Genomic DNA, 19,224 nt, shown 5'->3' on the forward strand with positions numbered 1-19,224 from the left:
ACTTAAGCTTTTCTTCTAGTTATTAAATCTTGTTCTATTTGAGTTTCCATTTTTTTATTTATTTCATAAAGAAATAACAATGCTATTGCTATGAAAAATGAAATTGCAGGATATATGCTTACCAGCATTTTTGTTCCCTGTATGGCGCTTTCTGGTTGTATGATCGCATCTGTAGCTGCAAATTTCTTAGGTATATAGTCATAGATTCCTAATATCCAAGTAACTAAAGAGCTACCAATGGTTAAGCCCAATTTAAGACCTATCATCATTGCAGAAAATATAATTGCCGTTGCCCGTCTATTATTTTTCCATTCAGAGTAATCTGCTACATCTGCAATCATTGCCCATAGTAATGGGATGGTGATACCGTAAAAGAACCCGTGTAAAATTTGAGATAAGAACATTAGCTCTACAGAGGTTGGCGCAAAAAAGTAAAAAATTGCAATGAAAATAGTAGAGACAAATAGCGCTGCACCAAAAACATCTCGTTTACCATATTTATCCGCCAAGCCTTTGGATAAGGATATACCAACGATCATAAATATTATACCACCGGCATTGAACAGACCAAAACCTGCAGAAATTGGGTTGTCACCAAAGAAATCTACTCCTATACTGTTAAGTCCATTTAAAATAGGACCTATAAATTCTGCCAAACTTGTAGCATCTACATAGTTTTCAAAATAGTAAACATAAGAACCACCTTTCATCGCTAAAGTGATGAATACCAAAGTGGTTAATACCAACATTATAATCCAAGGCTTGTTCTTTACCAAATCACCTAAATCTTCTTTGAAGCTTGATTTTTGATCTATGGTGGGTATGACTCTCTCTTTGGTTGTAAAAAAGGTGATTAACAGCATTATCGTTCCTATAATTGCCAAATAGGTCATTACAATTTCAATACCTACCGCTTTGTCTCCGTCTCCTGCATATTGAATGATAGGCAACATGAATACTTGTACAAAGAATTGAGCGAACATTACCGCAACAAAACGGTATGATGAAATACTATTACGCTCTTTCATACTGCCTGTAATTACACCACTTAAAGCAGCATACGGTAAGTTGTTGGCAGCATATAATAATAAGAGTAGGGTATAGGTTACCGCAGCATAGACTACTTTACCAGAATAGTCAAAATTGGGAGTGCTGAAAGCTAATAGAGCGACAACACCTAATGGAATGGATGTAAACAAGATCCAAGGTCTAAATTTACCCCACTTACTTCTGGTTCTGTCTGCCAAGGCACCTACAATAGGGTTAAAGGCAAATGCAGCGACCATACCGACAACAAATATTATTAACGAGGCGTCGTTGGTTTCTAGACCGTAAATATCGGTATAGAAATAAGCTAGGTAGGTAACTAAGGTCTGGAAGACCAAATTGGCGGATAAGTCTCCTAAAGAATACCCTATTTTCTCCTTAAGAGATATTTTATGATCGTTGTTCATTTTGTGGTATTTGGTTCGTTTTATTAAAGTGCACTATCTTTTGCAACTTCGAGTACGCTGTAATAAGCTGGTTTTCTGTTGTATTCCCGGTCAAATAATAATGGGTAGTTAGTTCTATCTTCTATTGGCCAACTGTTTAACCATGATACACCGTCATTTATGCCCCAAAAAGTAACCCTGCTAATTTTATCGCTGTGTTTTTTAAATAAGCTGAAGATGTCTTTATAACGTTGGGCTAATTGCGTATTAACAGAGTCTGGTAATTCTTTGGTATAGGGATTCATGTGTTCACTACCTTCAAAGTTCTGACTTACTTCTGCACCTTCTAAGTCCCATGGATTTGGTAGTACCGTGATATCAAATTCCGTAATCATTACTTGAATGCCTAAATCTGAATACTCCAATATACTTGTTTCAATTTCCTCTAATGTGGGGTCTTTTAAACCCCAATGTGCTTGCATTCCAATACCATCAATTCTAGCACCACTTGCTTGTATGTCCTTAACTAACTTAATTGCACCTGCTCTTTTTTCTTGGCGGGTCATGTTATAATCATTGTAATAGAGCTCCGCCTTAGGGTCGGCTTCTTGTGCCCATTTGAAAGAATTGATCAAATAGTCTGGTCCTAGTTGTTTTAGAAACAATGAATTTCTTAAGGTGCCATCTTCGTTTAGCGCTTCGTTTACAACATCCCAACCATGTATTTTCCCCGAGTATCTAGCAGCAACAGTTTGAACATGGTTTTTTAAACTAGCAGATAGTTCTTCTTTTGACTCTATTTTTTCCACCCAGCCTGCAAGTTGACTATGCCAAACAAGGTTATGCCCTATAAAAGCAATATCATTTTTGGTGCTAAAATCTATATACTTATCTGCGGTCTCAAATTCAAACTTTCCCTGCTCTGGTTCCATATACATCCACTTCATTGAATTTTCTGGTGTAATGGTGTTGTATTCTGTTAGTACAATTTGTTCGCCAAGACTATCTTTTTTTGATACAAGATTGTCGTTAACCGCGCTACCAATTAAAAAATTACTTTCAAACGCCTCCTTAAGTGTGGGTTCTTTTTCAACCTTAGGAGTTGTCTTTTTTTCTCCACAGCCAATCATTAAAATTGAGGCAAGTATTAAAGTGAATTTAATGCTTGTTTTATGTTTAGACTTTAAATTTCTTTTCATAATTTTTGTTGTTGTTTTTGGATTTTAGTAGGAGCTTAAAAATACAATCTTGAACTAGTTTGTATTGTAATATTTGATGCATTAGATAGGAATCTTGTTGCATCATGGGATAGTGCGGCGGTCTAATTTGAATTTTAAGTAGATTCGGCTTTAAAAAACTAAGGAATTGACAATTAATAGCCTAAGCGAAAATCATATTCTCACTTTCTATGAATTCCCTTTTAATTCTGTTGGTAGTATGCCAAACTCATTCTTAAAACATTTGCTAAAGTAAGATGCAGATGAGAAACCAACTTTAAAACCAACCTCGCTAATAGATTCACTTCCGCTCTCTATCATTTGTTTGGCTTTTTTAAGTCTTATTTTTCTGATGAGTTCAGTGGCGGTCATCCCAGTAATGGCCTTTATTTTTCTATACAATTGACTTCTGCTTAAAGACATGTCATCAGCTAAATGTTCAACGTTTAAATCTGGTTCCCCTAGATTTTCGTTTACATAATCTAGCACTTTTTGCATAAAAGTTTTATCTAAACTGGTTGTGTTTTCAAGAAGGGTTATTTTATTTTCCTCATTGATGTTCTTCTCTATAAATTGTTGACGCGTTTCTATTAATCGCTTTATATATGATCTTAATAATTTCATTTCAAAAGGCTTATTAAGATATGCGTCTGCACCAGAATCAATGCCTTTTATTTTATCGCTGCTCATTGCTTTAGCGGTAAGCATTAAAACAGGGATATGACTCGTTTTTAAATTTTCTTTAATATGGGTGCAGAATTCAAAACCATCCATTTCTGGCATAATAACATCAGAAATTATTAAATCTGGAATTCCCTTAAGTGCCATTTGTAAACCGGTTTTTCCATTTTCAGCTTCTACAACAGTATAATCTGTTCTAAGTTTATTTTTTAAATAATTTCTAAGTTCAATATTATCTTCAACTACCAAAATGGTCTTTTTATTTTCAATATCCAGATTACTTATTGGATTAACTTTTTGGTCTTCTTCTAGATGTTCCTCTTTAATATCTAGATTTAAAACTTTACCTGAAGGAATGGATATTTCTGAAGAGTGAAAATGGTCTTTCCCCAATGGAAATAACAATGTAAATTTTGTACCTTGATTAACTTCGCTACTTACTTCTACGATGCCTTTATGCATCTGTACAAAACTTTGTACCAACTCAAGACCAATACCTGTACCTGAGCCGCCAAAATAATGCTGACTTTTATTTGTTGCTTGATAGAATCTTTTGAAAATATGTTCAATATCATCTTTGTTGATACCTGATCCCGTGTCTTCAATACTAATTTCTAATGCATTATGCATTTTAGAATCATCTAGTAAGGGGAAAACTACTTTGCTTTTATGGGAATAAATTCCTAACGTGATTACTCCACTTTCTGGTGTTGCCTTAAATGAATTGGACAACAAGTTGAAAATGACTTTTTCCAATAATCCTGGATCTCCCCAAAAATCCATTTCGTTATTGTCATCTGTTTCAGTGGTAAGCAGTATGTTCTTTTCAAAAGCCTCTTCTTCAAAGTGCTTGGCAATTTCCTTAACAAATTTATAAGCATCTATTTTTGAAGTGTTTAATGTCATTTTATGAATATGGAGTTTTCTAAAATCCATTAATTCATCAATAAGGGTTTTAAGTCTTTGGGCATTTCTGTAGATAATCCTATGCTTTTCTTTTAACCCTTTATTTAGTTTGTAATTATTAGTCTCCATAATATCCATAATAGGATTCATGATAAGAGTGAGGGGAGTCCTGAATTCGTGGGAAATATTGGTGAAAAATTGAATCTTCTTTTCGTTTAAAACCTCTTCTTGTTGCCGTTGTGATCTTTCTAACTGAATGATTTGTCTTTCTTCTCTTCGCTTACTCAGTATCCAATTAACTAATAAAATAAGACTAACAAATGCAATCATATAACCAATTATTGCCCATGTTGTAGCCCACCATGGCGCAAGTATCGTAATGGGTAATTCTAATGAGTTTTCTGTCCAAACACCATCATTATTGGAGGCTTTTACATGAAAAATATAATCACCAGGACTTAGATTGGTATAGGTGGCGGTTCTTGTATTACCCACATAGTTCCAGTTATTTTCTAAACCTTCCAGATAGTATGCATAATTATTGTTATTTGCTCTAGTGTAATTTATGGCAGCAAATTCTATTGTAAATACATATTGATTTGGTTTCAGCGTTACATGTTCTACTTCTGAAATGTTCTTTTGTATTGGAGAATCTTGTTCATTAGGTTTTACAGATTTGTTGAATAATTTAAAATCAGTAAAATAAACTTTAGGTTTATTTTCATTTTTAATAATATTATTCGGGTCGAAATAATCTATACCCTCATAATTACCAAAATATAACACTCCATCTTTATCTTTTGTAACAGCATTATAATTGAAGTTGTTTGCTAGTAAGCCATCATTTTTATTGTAATTGTTAATTTCATAAGAAGCGGTGTTTAGCATGGATAGCCCTGTATCTCCACTTACCCAAATATTGTTGTTCTCATCTTCTATAATTGAAGAAATATTTTCTAGATTAAGACCATTATCAGTATTGAACCATTTTACCTTGTTAGCATTGGTGTTTATTTTGCATATACCCTTACCATATGTTCCAAGCCAAATATTGTGATTGTGATCTTCAAATAAAGCTCTAGAATTAATGTTGTTTTGTACATCGTCTGAATTTGTAATAATCTCCTTGAAAACTTCTGTTTTATATGTATTATTTTCAGTTAAGTGCGTTTTAATGAGTCCGTTAGGGCTGCCTATCCAAATATGATCTTTATGGTCTATTAGTACAGTCCGTATATGTCTTTCTTTGCCTAATGACTTATTGAATGAGGCATTGGCATGGTTATTTATAATTTGAGACTTAGGATCAAAAGAGTGTAATCCTCCAAAAAAAGTTGATATCCATATATTACCATTAGAATCTTCGGCAAAACCAGTAACGCTGTTAGAGGATAGCGCACCTTGTGTATTCTCAATATTGTAGTTGATTATTTTGGACCTGTTTTTAGGTAGATAGTATATGCCTGAACTCCATGTTCCTGCCCAAATATTTTCATTTCTATCTATAAATAGGGTTTGAATATCTAAATTTTCAAGTGCCTTGTAGTTTTTGTTTTTATCGTTAGATAAATGGGTAAATTCTTGTGTTTCGGGATTATATTTATCTATACCGCCACCATCAATACCTATCCAAAAATTATTTTCATTGTCTTGAACTATTCCGGTTACAGATGGCGATTGGAGGGAGTTTACACTATATGGCAAGCTTTGAAGATGCGAGAATTTATCATATAACTTATCAAAGACTCCAATACCTTTATTATAATACCCTAGCCATATTCTCTCTTGGTCATCTACAAAAACTGACCATATTGAATTTGAACGAATACTATTGGGGTCAAACTTGTCATAGGTATAATTGTAGATGGTATTACCGTTACTATCAACAACAAAAACCCCGTCATTTTCAGTGGCGCAAATAATAGTATCATCTTTTAGTTTTTTGATATCAAATATTCGCTTATCGGTAAATGCAAATTGCTCTGAATAATACGAGCCCTCTTCTTGTTTTTTGAGTTTTAAAAGTCCCTTGGTATAAGTTCCCGCCCAAATAGTGTTGTCTGCATCTATTAATAAAGATTGTATCGCAAAAGAATCATTATTTAACTCCGTATTAATCTGTTGCTTACTTAATACTTTTTTATCCGCATTATAGATGAACAACCCTAAATTAGAACCAATCATCATATTACCATCTGGTAAGGGAATTATTGCGTTTATAACTGATTTAGAACCTTTAGATGAAGAATCGTCTTTAATTTCTTGTGCTATTAAAGATTTTTCGTCTAGAATAAATAAACCATGGGCTTGTGTACCAATAAACAAATTACCACTGCCGTCTTCATTTATAGAAAATATAGGTACGTTGTCTATGGTAGAATTAGCTTTTTCGCTTGTAATTCTTTCAAATATATCAAGAGTGCTATTGTATCGGTTTAATCCTTCTTGAGTACCTACCCAAATATTCTTATTAGAATCTAAAAAGATGGTGTTGATTATAGAACTATTAATAGAAGTACTATCGCTTGGGTTATGTTTAAAGGCTTTTAAATCGGTGCCATTATAATTATATAGACCTTCACCATATGTTGCTATCCATATTAAACCATCGTTATCTTGGAGTATTTCCGTGATGGCACTTTTGGGGATGCCATCATCAATGGTCACAAAATTATACCTATCCGATATCGTTTGGGCATTACCCGAAAAAGTTAATGCTATGAATAGGAGTAGAGTTAATATGTTGAGTAAGGTGTACTTCATAATAAACTAAAAATGTTTATCTAGTAGGTGCTAGTTTATGCTTTATATTATAGAGATGCTTTTATTTAATTCCAACTTGGTTTAATACCTGGTGCAAATGGAAATTTAAGGGATTGATAATATTCTAAGGAATGGGCCGGTTTTTCTACACCTTTAGGTAATGGTAAATTTGAAAAGGTTTGAAAATATAATAAACAGGCATCTCGCCACCATTTAGCTTCCTTAAGTTGAATTTGTAGAAGCATATGAACTTCATTGAATTGTTCTTCATTTAAAAATGGTTTTGCTGCTTCCCAAGTTTTGATCATATCATCAACTTGATCAACTCCTTCTTGATATTTTAAAGCTATTCCGTCCCAGAGAATTTCACCATTATTCAGCTTGTAATCCCAAGGTAAATGATGAAACCATAGCAAATATTCTTCAGGAATCGTATTGGTATTACTATACGCTTTTTCTAAAAAGGGAGCGTATTGTTCTAGAGCATTACTACCTGAAGTAGTACGGTCAAAACCAATACCGTTTTTATCTGCATTATGATAGTATACAGGGTTCCAATCTGGCCTACCCAAATCATCTACCCAAGGTCCTGGTCCGTAATGGTGACCGGTATCAAAAATGTGATGCAGTCCTAAGGGGTTCATATAGTTTACAACAGCCTCGCGAGATGTTAACATCATTTTTTTAATAGGTTCAACAAAGGCTTTGTCATTAGTATATGTGGTGCGTATCCATTCATCTGCAATTTGCCCTGAGTTTAGATTAGGGTCCCATGCTAAACGTCCAAAACCATACCAATTAGCTTGTGCAAAAGGGTGGCCTGTCCAATTTAAATCGGTTCCAATATTCGTTACACCAGCCATAGTTGTAAGTTTGTTTCCGTATAAGCTACCATCTATAATTTTAGCAATAGTGGATCCTGTTCCTTTTTGATAGGTATCTATATCTAAAATTTCTTCAAATAGTTTAGGTAAGAATACTAGGTGTGTACTAAACCCTAAATATTCTTGGGTGATTTGGAATTCAATGGCTAGAGGGGTTTTCTTGTAAGCACCAAACATTGGATGAAAAGGCTCTCTAGGTTGAAAATCTATTGGTCCGTTTTTAACTTGAACGATCACATTATCCTTAAAACTACCATCATAGGGCAAGAACTCGTCATATGCTTGTTTGGCTCTATCGGTATCGTCATGTTCAGAATATACAAAGGCACGCCAAATTACATTTCCTCCAAACGGCTTTAAAGCGGTTGCCATCATATTGGCCCCATCTACATGGTTGCGCCCGTAATTTTGTGGACCAGGTTGCCCTTCTGAATTTGCTTTGACCAAGAAGCCACCAAAATCAGGAATACGCTTATAAATTTCAGCTGCTTTATTTGACCACCATTCTTGCACGTTCTTGTCTAATGGATCGGCAGTTTCTAAATTTCCTATTTCAATTGGGGCCGAAAAACGAGCGGTTAAATATACCTGTATGCCATAACTTCTAAACACATTGGCTAAAGCTTCAACTTTTTCTAAATACATAGGAGTTAATACCAAGGCATTCGCATTAACATTAGTAAGTACTGTAGCATTTATGCCAATTGATGCATTGGCTCTGGCGTAGTCAATATAACGCTGGTCTATATATTCTGGTAATTTCTGCCAATTCCACAAAGAAAACCCTGCATAACCACGTTCAACACTACGATCTAAATTGTCCCAATGATTCAACATTCTCAACTGAATTTTAGGGCTATCCACAATAGTTTTGGCTGATATATTTTCATGCATTTGCATTTCTCGCAAAAACCTAAATGTTCCATACAATAATCCAATCTCTTCTTTTGAAGTTATTATGGTAAGTGGGGTATTGTTTCGTGAAATTGATTGTATTATAAAGCCTTCCTTATTTATGTTTTCTATATTTTTTTTAACGGCTAATTTTAAATCTTCTGGAAGATTATTGAATACATCAATAATTAATGTGGTTTCGCTAGTAATACTACTTTCATAGGTTACTTGTGTACCTAACATTTGAGGTAATGCCAATGATAATTCTCTCTTAGCATTTTTAATTATATCGCCTATGTTTGCTATGTATACTGCGTTTGTTGTTTTTGAATACGCTTGTGATAAATCGTGATTTTCTATTTTATTATATTTCAACCAAAGTTTATAATCATTAAGATTCTGACTTTGGGCAACAAGGCTTAAAAAGGAAATTAATATGAATACGGTTTTATGTTTCATGAATTATTGGTTTTTAGGCACATTACCTTTAAACTTAAGAATTATTTTGTTCAAAAGCAGTTTGCCAATGTGGTCTAGCAATTAGGGTGATCATTTGTAAATACCATGTAATTAAATCGATATCGCTGTTTATTGTGAAACTACTAGGGGCAGGAGATTAATGCTGTTAAAATTAGAGCCTTAAAATAATTACGATAACCTTTTCGTCAATTCCACTTTGTACGTTATAATAAGTAATTGTTTAGGTATTAAATGGTGGGGTAATTCTAATCCGTTTGATTAATAACCATAACCTTTTCTGCTTGGCTATCAAAAAAATGGGAAGTGTATTTCAAAATCTTTTAAATGAATTTCATAGATGTTAGTTTTTAGATTCTCAAAAAAAGTAAACGTAATATTAATTAAAAAAGCAGCATGCTTTCACATGCTGCCTTAATCAAACTAAACTAACTCAATATTAAAATTTTAGTAGCCAGGATTTTGGTCTGCTGCACTTAAGTTTTCGTTAGATGTTATTTCTCTATCTGGTATTGGCCAAAGCTCGTTTTTACCAGCTTGGAAGTTTGTTCCTGCCAATTCTGTAGAAGTCAGGTTCCATCTTAGAATATCGTTGAAACGAACTTGCTCTCCAGCTAACTCAACTTTTCTTTCATGAACGATAGCTTCAAAAACAGCTGTTTTAGAAAGTCCGTAAGCTAAACCGTCAAGACTAGCTCTTTCACGAACTTCATTGATTAAATCAATAGCATTATCTTGTGTGCCTACTTCATTTTCACATTCAGCCATCATTAATAATACATCGGCATATCGTAAATATTTAAAGTTAATGCCAGACTCTTGGTCTTCATTTGCATCTTTGTAGTAATTCTGATATTTTTTCCAAGCAACTTCTCTTTCTAATGGAATGTAAACTTCACCTTCAGGTATTACGTTTGGTGCTGGACCCGTTTTAACAGTACCAATAGCAGATTCTGAACCCTCATAATAAAAATTGCCATCGTATCTTAAATCACCGTCTTCAAATTCATTTTTTAAATCATCAGAAGGGTAGACGTTAAACCAATCATTAAAACCATATTCTTGACCTCTAAATGTTGCCTCATTAGGACCTGCCCCTGTTACAGAAGAATCCCATTTTGCACTAGCTCCTAAAGCATCATCATATTCAATTTCAAAAATTGATTCTATTCCGTGTTCAGTCTCTTCTTTGAAATTATCGAAATAGTCTGGCTCTAACGCGTAGCCGGTTAATTTTTTAAATTCAGCTAAGGCTAGTGCATGCTCGCCTCTATAAAGGTATACTTTACCTAAAAGTGCAATTGCCGCACCTTTTGTAGCCCTACCGTTAGCTTCTTCACTCTTATCAAGTAAACTTGCAGATGCAGACTGTAAGTCTGAAATGATCAAAGCATAAACGTCATCAGCAGAAGATTTAGCAATACCTTCTGTGGTAGTAGGTATTTCTGTAATCAAAGGCATATCACCAAATCTAGTTACCAGTAAAAAATTATATAAAGCCCTTAAAAATTTAGCTTCACCTAGAAATTTTTGTTTGGTAGCTTGACTTACTAAAGATTCATCTATAGCATTGATTCTCTCTTCGTTTCCGATAACAAAATTTGCTTTATTGATCCCTCTATAGCAACTCTCCCAATAATCTGCTATTGGCCCATGACTTGAGTCAAAAGAAAAATCTAGGTATTGTTTTTTGTCTGCTTCCAATTGTGGGTTACCTGCATTCTCATGAGACATATTATCTTGAGAAAAGAAGATGTGCCTAGAGTACAAACCTCTTGTTTGTAAGTTTGCATATGCTGCGTTTACGGCAGACTGCACTTGTGCTTCTGTCTTAAAAAATGTCTCTGGAGATAATCCGTTAGGATTAACTAACTCCAAGTCATTTTCGCTACACCCATTTATGATCACCATTGCGGTGAAGAGCGTAAACATTGAAAAAATTATTTTTGTTGTTTTCATATTTCTTTTCTTTTTAGCAATTAAAATGATACTTGTAATCCCATTAAATAGGTTTTAGGCTGTGGATAGGCACCTCTGTCAATACCATATTCGAATAAATCACCATTTCCTACTTCAGGGTCTAAACCAGTGTAATCTGTAATGGTAATCAAGTTTTGACCACTAACATAAATTCTGAATTTTGAGAATAATTCTTGACCAAAAGCGTCATTTGGTAGCGTGTACCCAATGGTTAAGTTTTTAAGTCTTGAGAAAGAACCATCTTCAACAAAACGATCAGATAGTTGAAGGTTTTGTGGTGCACCACCAGCTTTAGGAACTGTATTAGATGGGTTAGTTGGCGTCCATCTATCCAATACACCGACACCTGCATTAAATAATCTAGGCATACCTTCTAAATCATAAATATTGGTATTATAAATATCTCTACCATAGATACCTGTCCAGAACATGTTAACATCCCAGTTTTTATAATCTGCACTTAAGTTTAAACCATAAGTTAAGTCTGGAAGAGGATTACCTATGATAGCTCTATCCTCGGAGGTAATATCACCATCATTGTTTAAATCTTTAAATCTAATATCACCAGGTTGTACTGTAGTTTGACCAGGATTCGCTGTAAATACAGCATCTACTTCAGCTTGGTTTTGATAAATACCATCGGTAACTAATCCGAAAAAGTGAAATAATGATTCTCCTTCAGTAATTCTTGTAATATTTTGGTTTTCAAAATTACCACCATTTAGTTCATCAACACCACCTAAAGAAATTGCTTCGTTTGAGCTTGTAGATAAGTTTAAGTTTGCAGACCATTTGAAATCACCTTCAAAATCATTGTATCCTAAGCTTAATTCAAAACCAGTAGTTTCTACTGCACCTACATTTCTCACTTGACTACCTTCGTTAATACCTAAAGATGTAGAAGTAGGAACTCTAATTAATAAATCATCACTTTGGTTTTCATAGTATTCAAGCGCAGCTGTAAATTTATCGTTGTTGAAACCTAAATCAATACCTACGTTCAATTGTCTTGTTTCCTCCCATTTTAAATCTGGGTTTGCCAAGCCAAATGCAGTTGTACCCACGGCATTTGATCCTGCTATAGGATAAAGGAAATTATTTACCAATGTTGCACTATATAAGTAATTAGCGATTCTATCATTTCCAGAATACCCTAAACTACCTCTTAATTTCAAGGTACTTACATTAGTATCTACCAAGAAGTTTTCTTTTGCAATGTTCCAACCTAAAGCATAGGAAGAGAACCATCCCCAACGATTGTTAGAACCAAATTTAGAAGAAGCATCACGTCTTAAGGATACCGCAGCAATATATTTATCATCATAGTTGTAGTTTAATCTTCCTAAGAAACCTAATCTGTTGTATTCGAAAGAAGTACTTTGTAAACTAGAATCTTCATTAGATAACTCATCTATATTATCCGATACAGTGTTTCTACTGCTCGCATTCAAGCTAGTACCTTTGCTATCAAATTTCTCAGCTAATAATAATGCTTCAAAATTATGAACATCCGCTATCGTTTTGTTATACGTTAAACTGTTCGTATAAATTATAGTCTGACCTGCAGAAGTATTTTTGGTAATTGTTGCAAAAGCCTGTTGGTGTGTGGCACCTAAGCTATCATCATTGTAAGATGGTACAAATCTATCACTAGTGCCCTTGTAATAATCTAAACCTACTTGCGATTTAAATTTTAAACCATCTAAGATATCATATTCAGCAAAAATGTTTCCTACTAATGCGAAAGTATTATTAACGGCATTACCATGCTTTAAAATTCTAACAGGGTTTTCAGCATCCTGTCCGTCAGCAGCACTGTTAGGTCCTTGAAACCCACCTAGGTTATTAGAATTGTATACAGATAAATACGGTGCTGCTTTAATAGCGTGCTCTAATAGTGAACGGTCACCAACACCACCTGTTGGATCAGGGTTTTGTTTGTTAAAATTAACAGAGAAATTTTGTCCCAACTTTAATTTACCAAAAGTAAAATCGCTATTAGCTCTAAAAGAATATCTCTGAAATCCGGTTTCAATAATGATACCTTCTCTTTCAAAATATCCACCAGATATTCTGAAATTGCTAGTTTCACTACCACCAGAAGCAGCTAAATCGTAACTTCTAATAAGTCCGGTAGTATAGATTTCATCTTGCCAGTTTGTGTTAAGACCAGAAGCAGATGATGGAGTGTTTGGTACAATACCAAAAGCTTCATTGGCATATTGTAAATATTGCTCGGTATTCAATACATCATATCGCTGTGTATTTTGTTGAAAACCAGTATGCGCATTAAACGATAATTGAGTTTTACCGCTTTTACCTTTTTTAGTAGTAACTATGATTACCCCGTTAGAACCTTGTGCACCGTATACAGCTGTAGTAGATGCATCTTTTAAAACGTTTATGGTTTCAATATCATTTTGGTTGATACCAGAAAGGTTACCGACAATAACACCGTCAACAACAAATAAAGGTGAGTTATTACCAAAAGTACCAAGACCTCTAATAGTAATAGAAGGCTCTGTTCCAGGTGCGCCTGTATTTACTACAGATACACCAGCAGCTCTACCTTGTAATGCTTCTGTTGCATTAGCAACGGGTACAGCATTAAGATCTTCCGATTTTACACTGGAAATTGCTCCGGTTACTGCAGCTCTACTTTGAGCGCCATAACCTACAACAACAACTTCATCAAGTGCTTGGGCATCTATTTGCATAGAAACCGTGATAGAAGATTGTCCGTTGACAGAAATTTGCTGGGTAACGTAACCAATGTAACTAATGGTTATAGATCCATTAGACGGCACGTTCGCTAACGTAAAATTTCCATCGAAATCTGTTTGGGTACCATTTGTGGTCCCTGAAACCACAACGGAAGCCCCTGGAAGAGGTGCCCCGGTCTCGTCGGAAACAACACCTGTTACGGTAGTTGTTTGTGAGTAGGCAAATTGCCCCAACATTGCAATAATTGCAATGAATGTAATTTTGAGTTTAGTCATAATTAATTAAGTTTTAAGTTGTTATTTGATAGAATGTCCTAATGTTGTCTTTAAGAATATAATAAGTTCTGCTTATTATGTGTGTAAAATACATTTATTATTTTCTATCTCAACAAATATAAAAGGAGGCTTATATTGGCAGTAAAACATATGAAGCGAACACTAGTAAAAATGATGCAATTCGGGTTTAAGTATTGGTAATACGGCAATTATGATCCTTTATTATTGTCAAAATCTTATTTTTTGCTATAGGTAAATGGGTAATTCTTAATGTGAAATTTATTTTTATATGTTTTTGAATTTTTGGAATTAAGTGTATCTGTCCGTCAAGAATCTCTAAGTTGATAGGATTTATAAATTAAATATATCTTTGAATTTAGATTTTAGACTTATGAAAATTAATAGCTTGTTTCTTGTTTTTACTTACATACTAATTTTAGGGTCTTGTAAAAACCAGAATAAGACTGAAGATATAAATGGGGAATTCGGGAATCATGATTTTACTAACGATTTAATTAATGAAACTAGTCCGTATTTATTACAACATGCTCACAATCCTGTAGCATGGAAACCATGGTCAGATGATGCCTTCAAAAAGGCTGCTGATGAGAATAAACTAGTGGTGTTAAGTGTAGGATATTCAACCTGTCACTGGTGCCATGTTATGGAAGAGGAATCTTTTGAAGATGTAGAGGTTGCAAAATTGATGAACGATAAGTTTATTAGTATAAAAGTAGATAGAGAGGAGAGGCCAGATTTAGATATGGTGTATCAAACTGCCTTGCAATTGGTAAACGGAACAGGTGGTTGGCCAATGAACGCGATTATTATGCCAAATGGTAGCCCGGTATATTTAGGCACCTATCATGAAAAAGAAGATTGGAAGAATGTTCTTGTGAAATTTAGCACGGAATATGAAAAGAATCCTGAAAAAATGCAGGAGTACGCAACTATGCTAGCAGATGGTGTGCAAGAAGTTTATGAACAACCTGCCAATCAAATGGTAAATGCCATTACCACTGAAAAAATTGACAATGGTATCTCTGAATGGGCTACAATGTGGGATTCTGAATGGGGAGGTAATCTAGGTGAGCAAAAGTTTATATTACCAACAAATTTGATCATGTTATTAGAATATGCAGATTTACAGCAAGATAATAATGCTAAGAATCATGTTTTAAATACGCTGGAAAAAATTACGCAAGGCGGGATTTATGATCACGTTGATGGTGGTTTTTTTAGGTATAGTACAGATCAGACATGGAAAGTACCCCATTTTGAAAAGATGTTATATGACAATGCCCAAATGTTGAGTTTATTGTCTAAGGCATATAAACTTACCGGTAACGAAGATTATAAAATTAGAATTCAAGAGACATTTAAGTTTTTACAAACTGAAATGAGAAATAGTGATGGTGGATATTTTAGTGCTATGGATGCCGACACTGGTGGTGAAGAGGGTGTTTATTATGTATGGACTAAAGAAGAATTGCAATCATTACTTAAAGAAGACTATGAATTGTTTTCCACTTACTATAACATTCAAGATAATCAAGAATGGGAGAACGGGAATTTTGTTTTGAACAATACCATTTCAGCAGACGATTTTTTAAAGAAATATTCTGTAAATAAAGCAGAGTTAAAAGAGAAGCTTCAGCAATGGAAATCAATTTTATATACAGCTCGACAAAAAAGGGAAAAGCCAACAAAAGATTATAAAGTTCTGACTTCTTGGAATGCTCTATTAATTGATGGCTTATTAGAAGCATACAAAGCTTTTGGAACTGAGGAATATTTAAGTGAGGCAATCTCTATATTTAATTATTTAAAGGAGAACAACTATAAGAATAACGAACTAGTGCATTCATATACTAAGGATAGTAAACAAAAGGAAGTGTTTTTAGAGGATTATGCTTTTTTAGCCAAAAGTACATTTGGTTTATTTGAAGTAACACTAGATAAGGCATATCTAAAGTTTACTAAGGAATTAATGGATGTAGCTGTTGAAAAGTATAAAAGTGATTCTGAATTGTTTTATTATAATGTTTCTAACCATTTGGTGCCAAGTATCATTAATACTTCAGATGGTGTTGTGCCTTCTGCAAATGCCATAATGGCCCAGAACTTTTTACAAATTGGACACTTAGAGTATAATACAGCATATCTTAATAAAGCTGAAATAATGGGTTCTTTAATTACTGAAGATTTTGAAAAGCATGCAGTCAGTTATGGTGCATGGGGAACACTTTTGCAACAACAAGCATTTCCATTTTACGAAATAGTTGTGGTAGGTGACAATGCGAAAAATATTGTTGCAGAAATGAACAAGTTTTATTTGGTGAATTCTATTTTAGTTGGTTCTACCGTTGAAAGTGAGATATCACTTTTTAAAGATCGCTTTGTTGAAGATGAAACTTTCATTTATGTATGTCAGAATAATACGTGTAAATTACCCGTAAAAACAGTAGAAGATGGGTTTAAGCAAATGCGATCCTTTGGTTATAAGGGGTTTGTTGTAGAAAGCTTCTAGTTGATCTTTAACTAATTATAAGGACTCAACGTATATAATTTAGTAGGGATTCAAACAATGACTTAATCTTTGCTTTTACCAATATTTAATACAAGATTTGTAATACAATTTTAAATAAAAAAGAATGCCAGGTTTCGAGATGTTTGGGGAGAGTGAAAAAAAGCAAGTGCAAGATGTTTTAGATTCTGGTGTGTTAATGCGTTATGGTTTCGATGGAATGCGTAATAATCATTGGAAAGCTTTAGAACTTGAAAAAGCGCTTTCAAAAAGAATGGAATCGAAATACACTCAATTGGTAAGTAGTGGTACCGCAGCATTGACAGTTGCATTAGCAAGTGCTGGGATAGGAGCTGGGGATGAAGTAATTATGCCAACGTTTACCTTTGTAGCTAGTTTTGAATCTATTTTAGCCATAGGGGCAGTGCCAATTTTGGTAGATGTTGATGACACCTTAACACTAGATCCAGTAGCTGTAGAAAATGCGATTACCAGTAAAACAAAAGTTGTTATGCCGGTACATATGTGCGGTTCTATGGCAGATTTGAAAGCGTTGAAAGAGATTTGCACAAAACATAATTTATTGTTGTTAGAAGATGCTTGCCAGGCAATAGGAGGTAGCTATGATGGTAAGCCTTTAGGAAGCTATGGTGATTTGGGCTGTTTCTCTTTTGATTATGTCAAAACCATAACTTGTGGCGAAGGCGGAGCAATCATTACCAATAGTGAAAAATATAAGACGAATGCAGATCATTATTCCGATCATGGTCATGATCATGTAGGTAATAATAGAGGAGCGGAAACACATCCTTTCTTAGGGTATAATTTTAGAATTTCTGAGCTTAATGCTGCTGTTGGGTGTGCACAAATAGAACGTTTAGATGACTTTTTAGCTATTCAGAAAAGGAACTATAGTAAGTTGAGAACTTCGTTAGAGCCACTTTCTAATGTTTCTTTTAGAAGGGTACCAACTGGCGGAGTAGAAAATTATTCTTTCCTTTCCTTTTTCTTACCGTCAATAGAATTGGCAAAAGAAGCACATACCGCATTAGGAGAAGCGGGTATTGATGCTTGTTTTTATTGGTTTGATAACAATTGGCATTATTACAAAAAGTGGGAACATTTAACCCATAAGAAATCCCTTGGGAAACTTCCACAAGAAGTTATAGATCAATTACCTGATTATTCAAAATCTGATTTCTCAAAGTCTGATGCATGGATAGGAAGAACTATCTCTTGTCTTATAAAATTAAGTTGGACAGAAGATGAGGTAGCTAACCGTGCCGCTAAAATGAAAGATGTTTTAGAAAATTTTAACTAAAGCATTAATAAGAAACATATTCAACAATTTCTAGTCCGTAACCAACGATACCTACCCGTTTAGCTTGGGTGCTATTGGTCATGAGCTTCATTTTGTGAATGCCTAAATCATGTAATATTTGGGCGCCAATGCCAAAATCACGATTATCCATTTCAATTTTAGGAGCCTTGTGAATGCCTTGTTTTTGTAATTCTTTCAGTTCTTTTAATCTAGATAGTAGATTAAGTGATTCTGAATCTTGATTGATGAAAACAATAGCTCCTTTTCCTTCTTCGTTGATTTTATTGAACATATCCTCTAACTTCTCGTCTGGGTTATGTGTCAATGTTCCTAAAATATCATTGTTTATAAGGGTGGAGTTAATACGGGTCAATATTTTATCGGATGCTGACCAGTTACCCTTTGTTAAGGCAATATGAATATGATTGTTCGTAGTTTGCTTATAAGCTCTTAATCTAAATTCGCCAAAACGAGTGGTAATCTCAAAGTCGGTTTCTTTATCAATTAAACTGTCATGTTCCATTCTATAGGCAACAAGGTCTTCAATGGAAACAATTTTTAAATCGAACTTTCTGGCAACCTCCATCAATTGTGGCAAACGAGCCATAGTACCGTCCTCATTCATTATTTCTACAATAATACCCGCAGGTTGTAACCCTGCTAGTCGTGCAAAATCAATGGCGGCTTCTGTATGCCCTGTTCTTCTTAAAACGCCACCTTCCTTAGCTACCAACGGAAAAATATGTCCTGGTCTTGCTAAATCGTGCGGTTTAGTATCGTTTTCTGTTAATGCAATTACGGTTTTGGACCTATCACCAGCGGAAATACCAGTGGTAACACCTTTTCCCCTTAAATCTACAGATACGGTAAAAGCAGTTTCTAATGGATCAGTGTTGGTACTGACCATCATATGTAATCCTAAATCTTTACAACGCCCTTCAGTTAAAGGAGCACAAATAAGCCCTCTACCATGGGTAGCCATAAAGTTGACTGTTTCAGGAGTTGCTAATTCTGCCGCAGCAAGAAAATCACCTTCATTTTCACGATTTTCATCATCTACTACAATTATTACTTTACCGAGGCGAATATCTTCAATCGCTTCCTCTATGCTATTCAATTGTATTTTACTAAGATCTGTCATG

At 34.4% G+C, this 19,224-nt stretch carries 9 protein-coding genes; 2 read left to right on the forward strand and 7 right to left on the reverse strand.

Translation table 11 applies throughout. The features are described 5' to 3' along the window. Positions 1–2: 2 nt before the first annotated feature. The 6 genes from BM296_RS15240 to BM296_RS15265 form a co-directional block, all read right to left on the reverse strand. A complete protein-coding gene (locus tag BM296_RS15240) occupies positions 3–1,454 on the reverse strand; it encodes an MFS transporter (protein ID WP_091904231.1) in 1,452 nt (483 codons plus the stop codon). Positions 1,455–1,477: 23 nt separating this feature from the next. Further along, a complete protein-coding gene (locus BM296_RS15245) occupies positions 1,478–2,632 on the reverse strand; it encodes an endo-1,4-beta-xylanase (RefSeq protein WP_091904233.1) in 1,155 nt (384 codons plus the stop codon). A 207-nt stretch (positions 2,633–2,839) separates the two neighbouring features. After that, entirely contained in the window at positions 2,840–7,000 is a 4,161-nt protein-coding gene (locus tag BM296_RS15250; RefSeq protein ID WP_091904235.1) for a two-component regulator propeller domain-containing protein, read from the reverse strand. A 65-nt stretch (positions 7,001–7,065) separates the two neighbouring features. Further along, the gene (locus tag BM296_RS15255) at positions 7,066–9,237 is read right to left on the reverse strand and encodes an alpha-glucuronidase family glycosyl hydrolase (RefSeq protein WP_091904237.1); all 2,172 of its coding nucleotides are present in this window, start codon (positions 9,235–9,237) and stop codon (positions 7,066–7,068) included. 465 nt (positions 9,238–9,702) lie between these two features. Then, a complete protein-coding gene (locus BM296_RS15260) occupies positions 9,703–11,214 on the reverse strand; it encodes a RagB/SusD family nutrient uptake outer membrane protein (RefSeq protein WP_091904239.1) in 1,512 nt (503 codons plus the stop codon). Between the two features lie 20 nt (positions 11,215–11,234). After that, positions 11,235–14,234, reverse strand: coding sequence for a SusC/RagA family TonB-linked outer membrane protein (locus BM296_RS15265; protein WP_091904241.1), 3,000 nt, complete (start codon positions 14,232–14,234; stop codon positions 11,235–11,237). 391 nt (positions 14,235–14,625) lie between these two features. Here BM296_RS15265 and BM296_RS15270 point away from each other — a divergent pair, with 391 nt between their 5' ends. Both BM296_RS15270 and BM296_RS15275 read left to right on the forward strand, forming a co-directional pair. Then, a complete protein-coding gene (locus tag BM296_RS15270) occupies positions 14,626–16,764 on the forward strand; it encodes a thioredoxin domain-containing protein (protein WP_091904243.1) in 2,139 nt (712 codons plus the stop codon). 124 nt (positions 16,765–16,888) lie between these two features. Then, a complete protein-coding gene (locus tag BM296_RS15275) occupies positions 16,889–18,082 on the forward strand; it encodes a DegT/DnrJ/EryC1/StrS family aminotransferase (RefSeq protein ID WP_091904245.1) in 1,194 nt (397 codons plus the stop codon). Positions 18,083–18,086: 4 nt separating this feature from the next. Here BM296_RS15275 and ribB read toward each other — a convergent pair whose 3' ends face one another. After that, positions 18,087–19,223 (reverse strand): 3,4-dihydroxy-2-butanone-4-phosphate synthase, encoded by a 1,137-nt coding sequence (ribB, locus tag BM296_RS15280; protein WP_091904247.1) that lies wholly within the window; start codon positions 19,221–19,223, stop codon positions 18,087–18,089. Between the last annotated feature and the right edge of the window lies 1 nt (position 19,224).

The organism is Maribacter stanieri (genome assembly GCF_900112245.1).
Classification (GTDB): Bacteria; Bacteroidota; Bacteroidia; order Flavobacteriales; family Flavobacteriaceae; genus Maribacter; species Maribacter stanieri.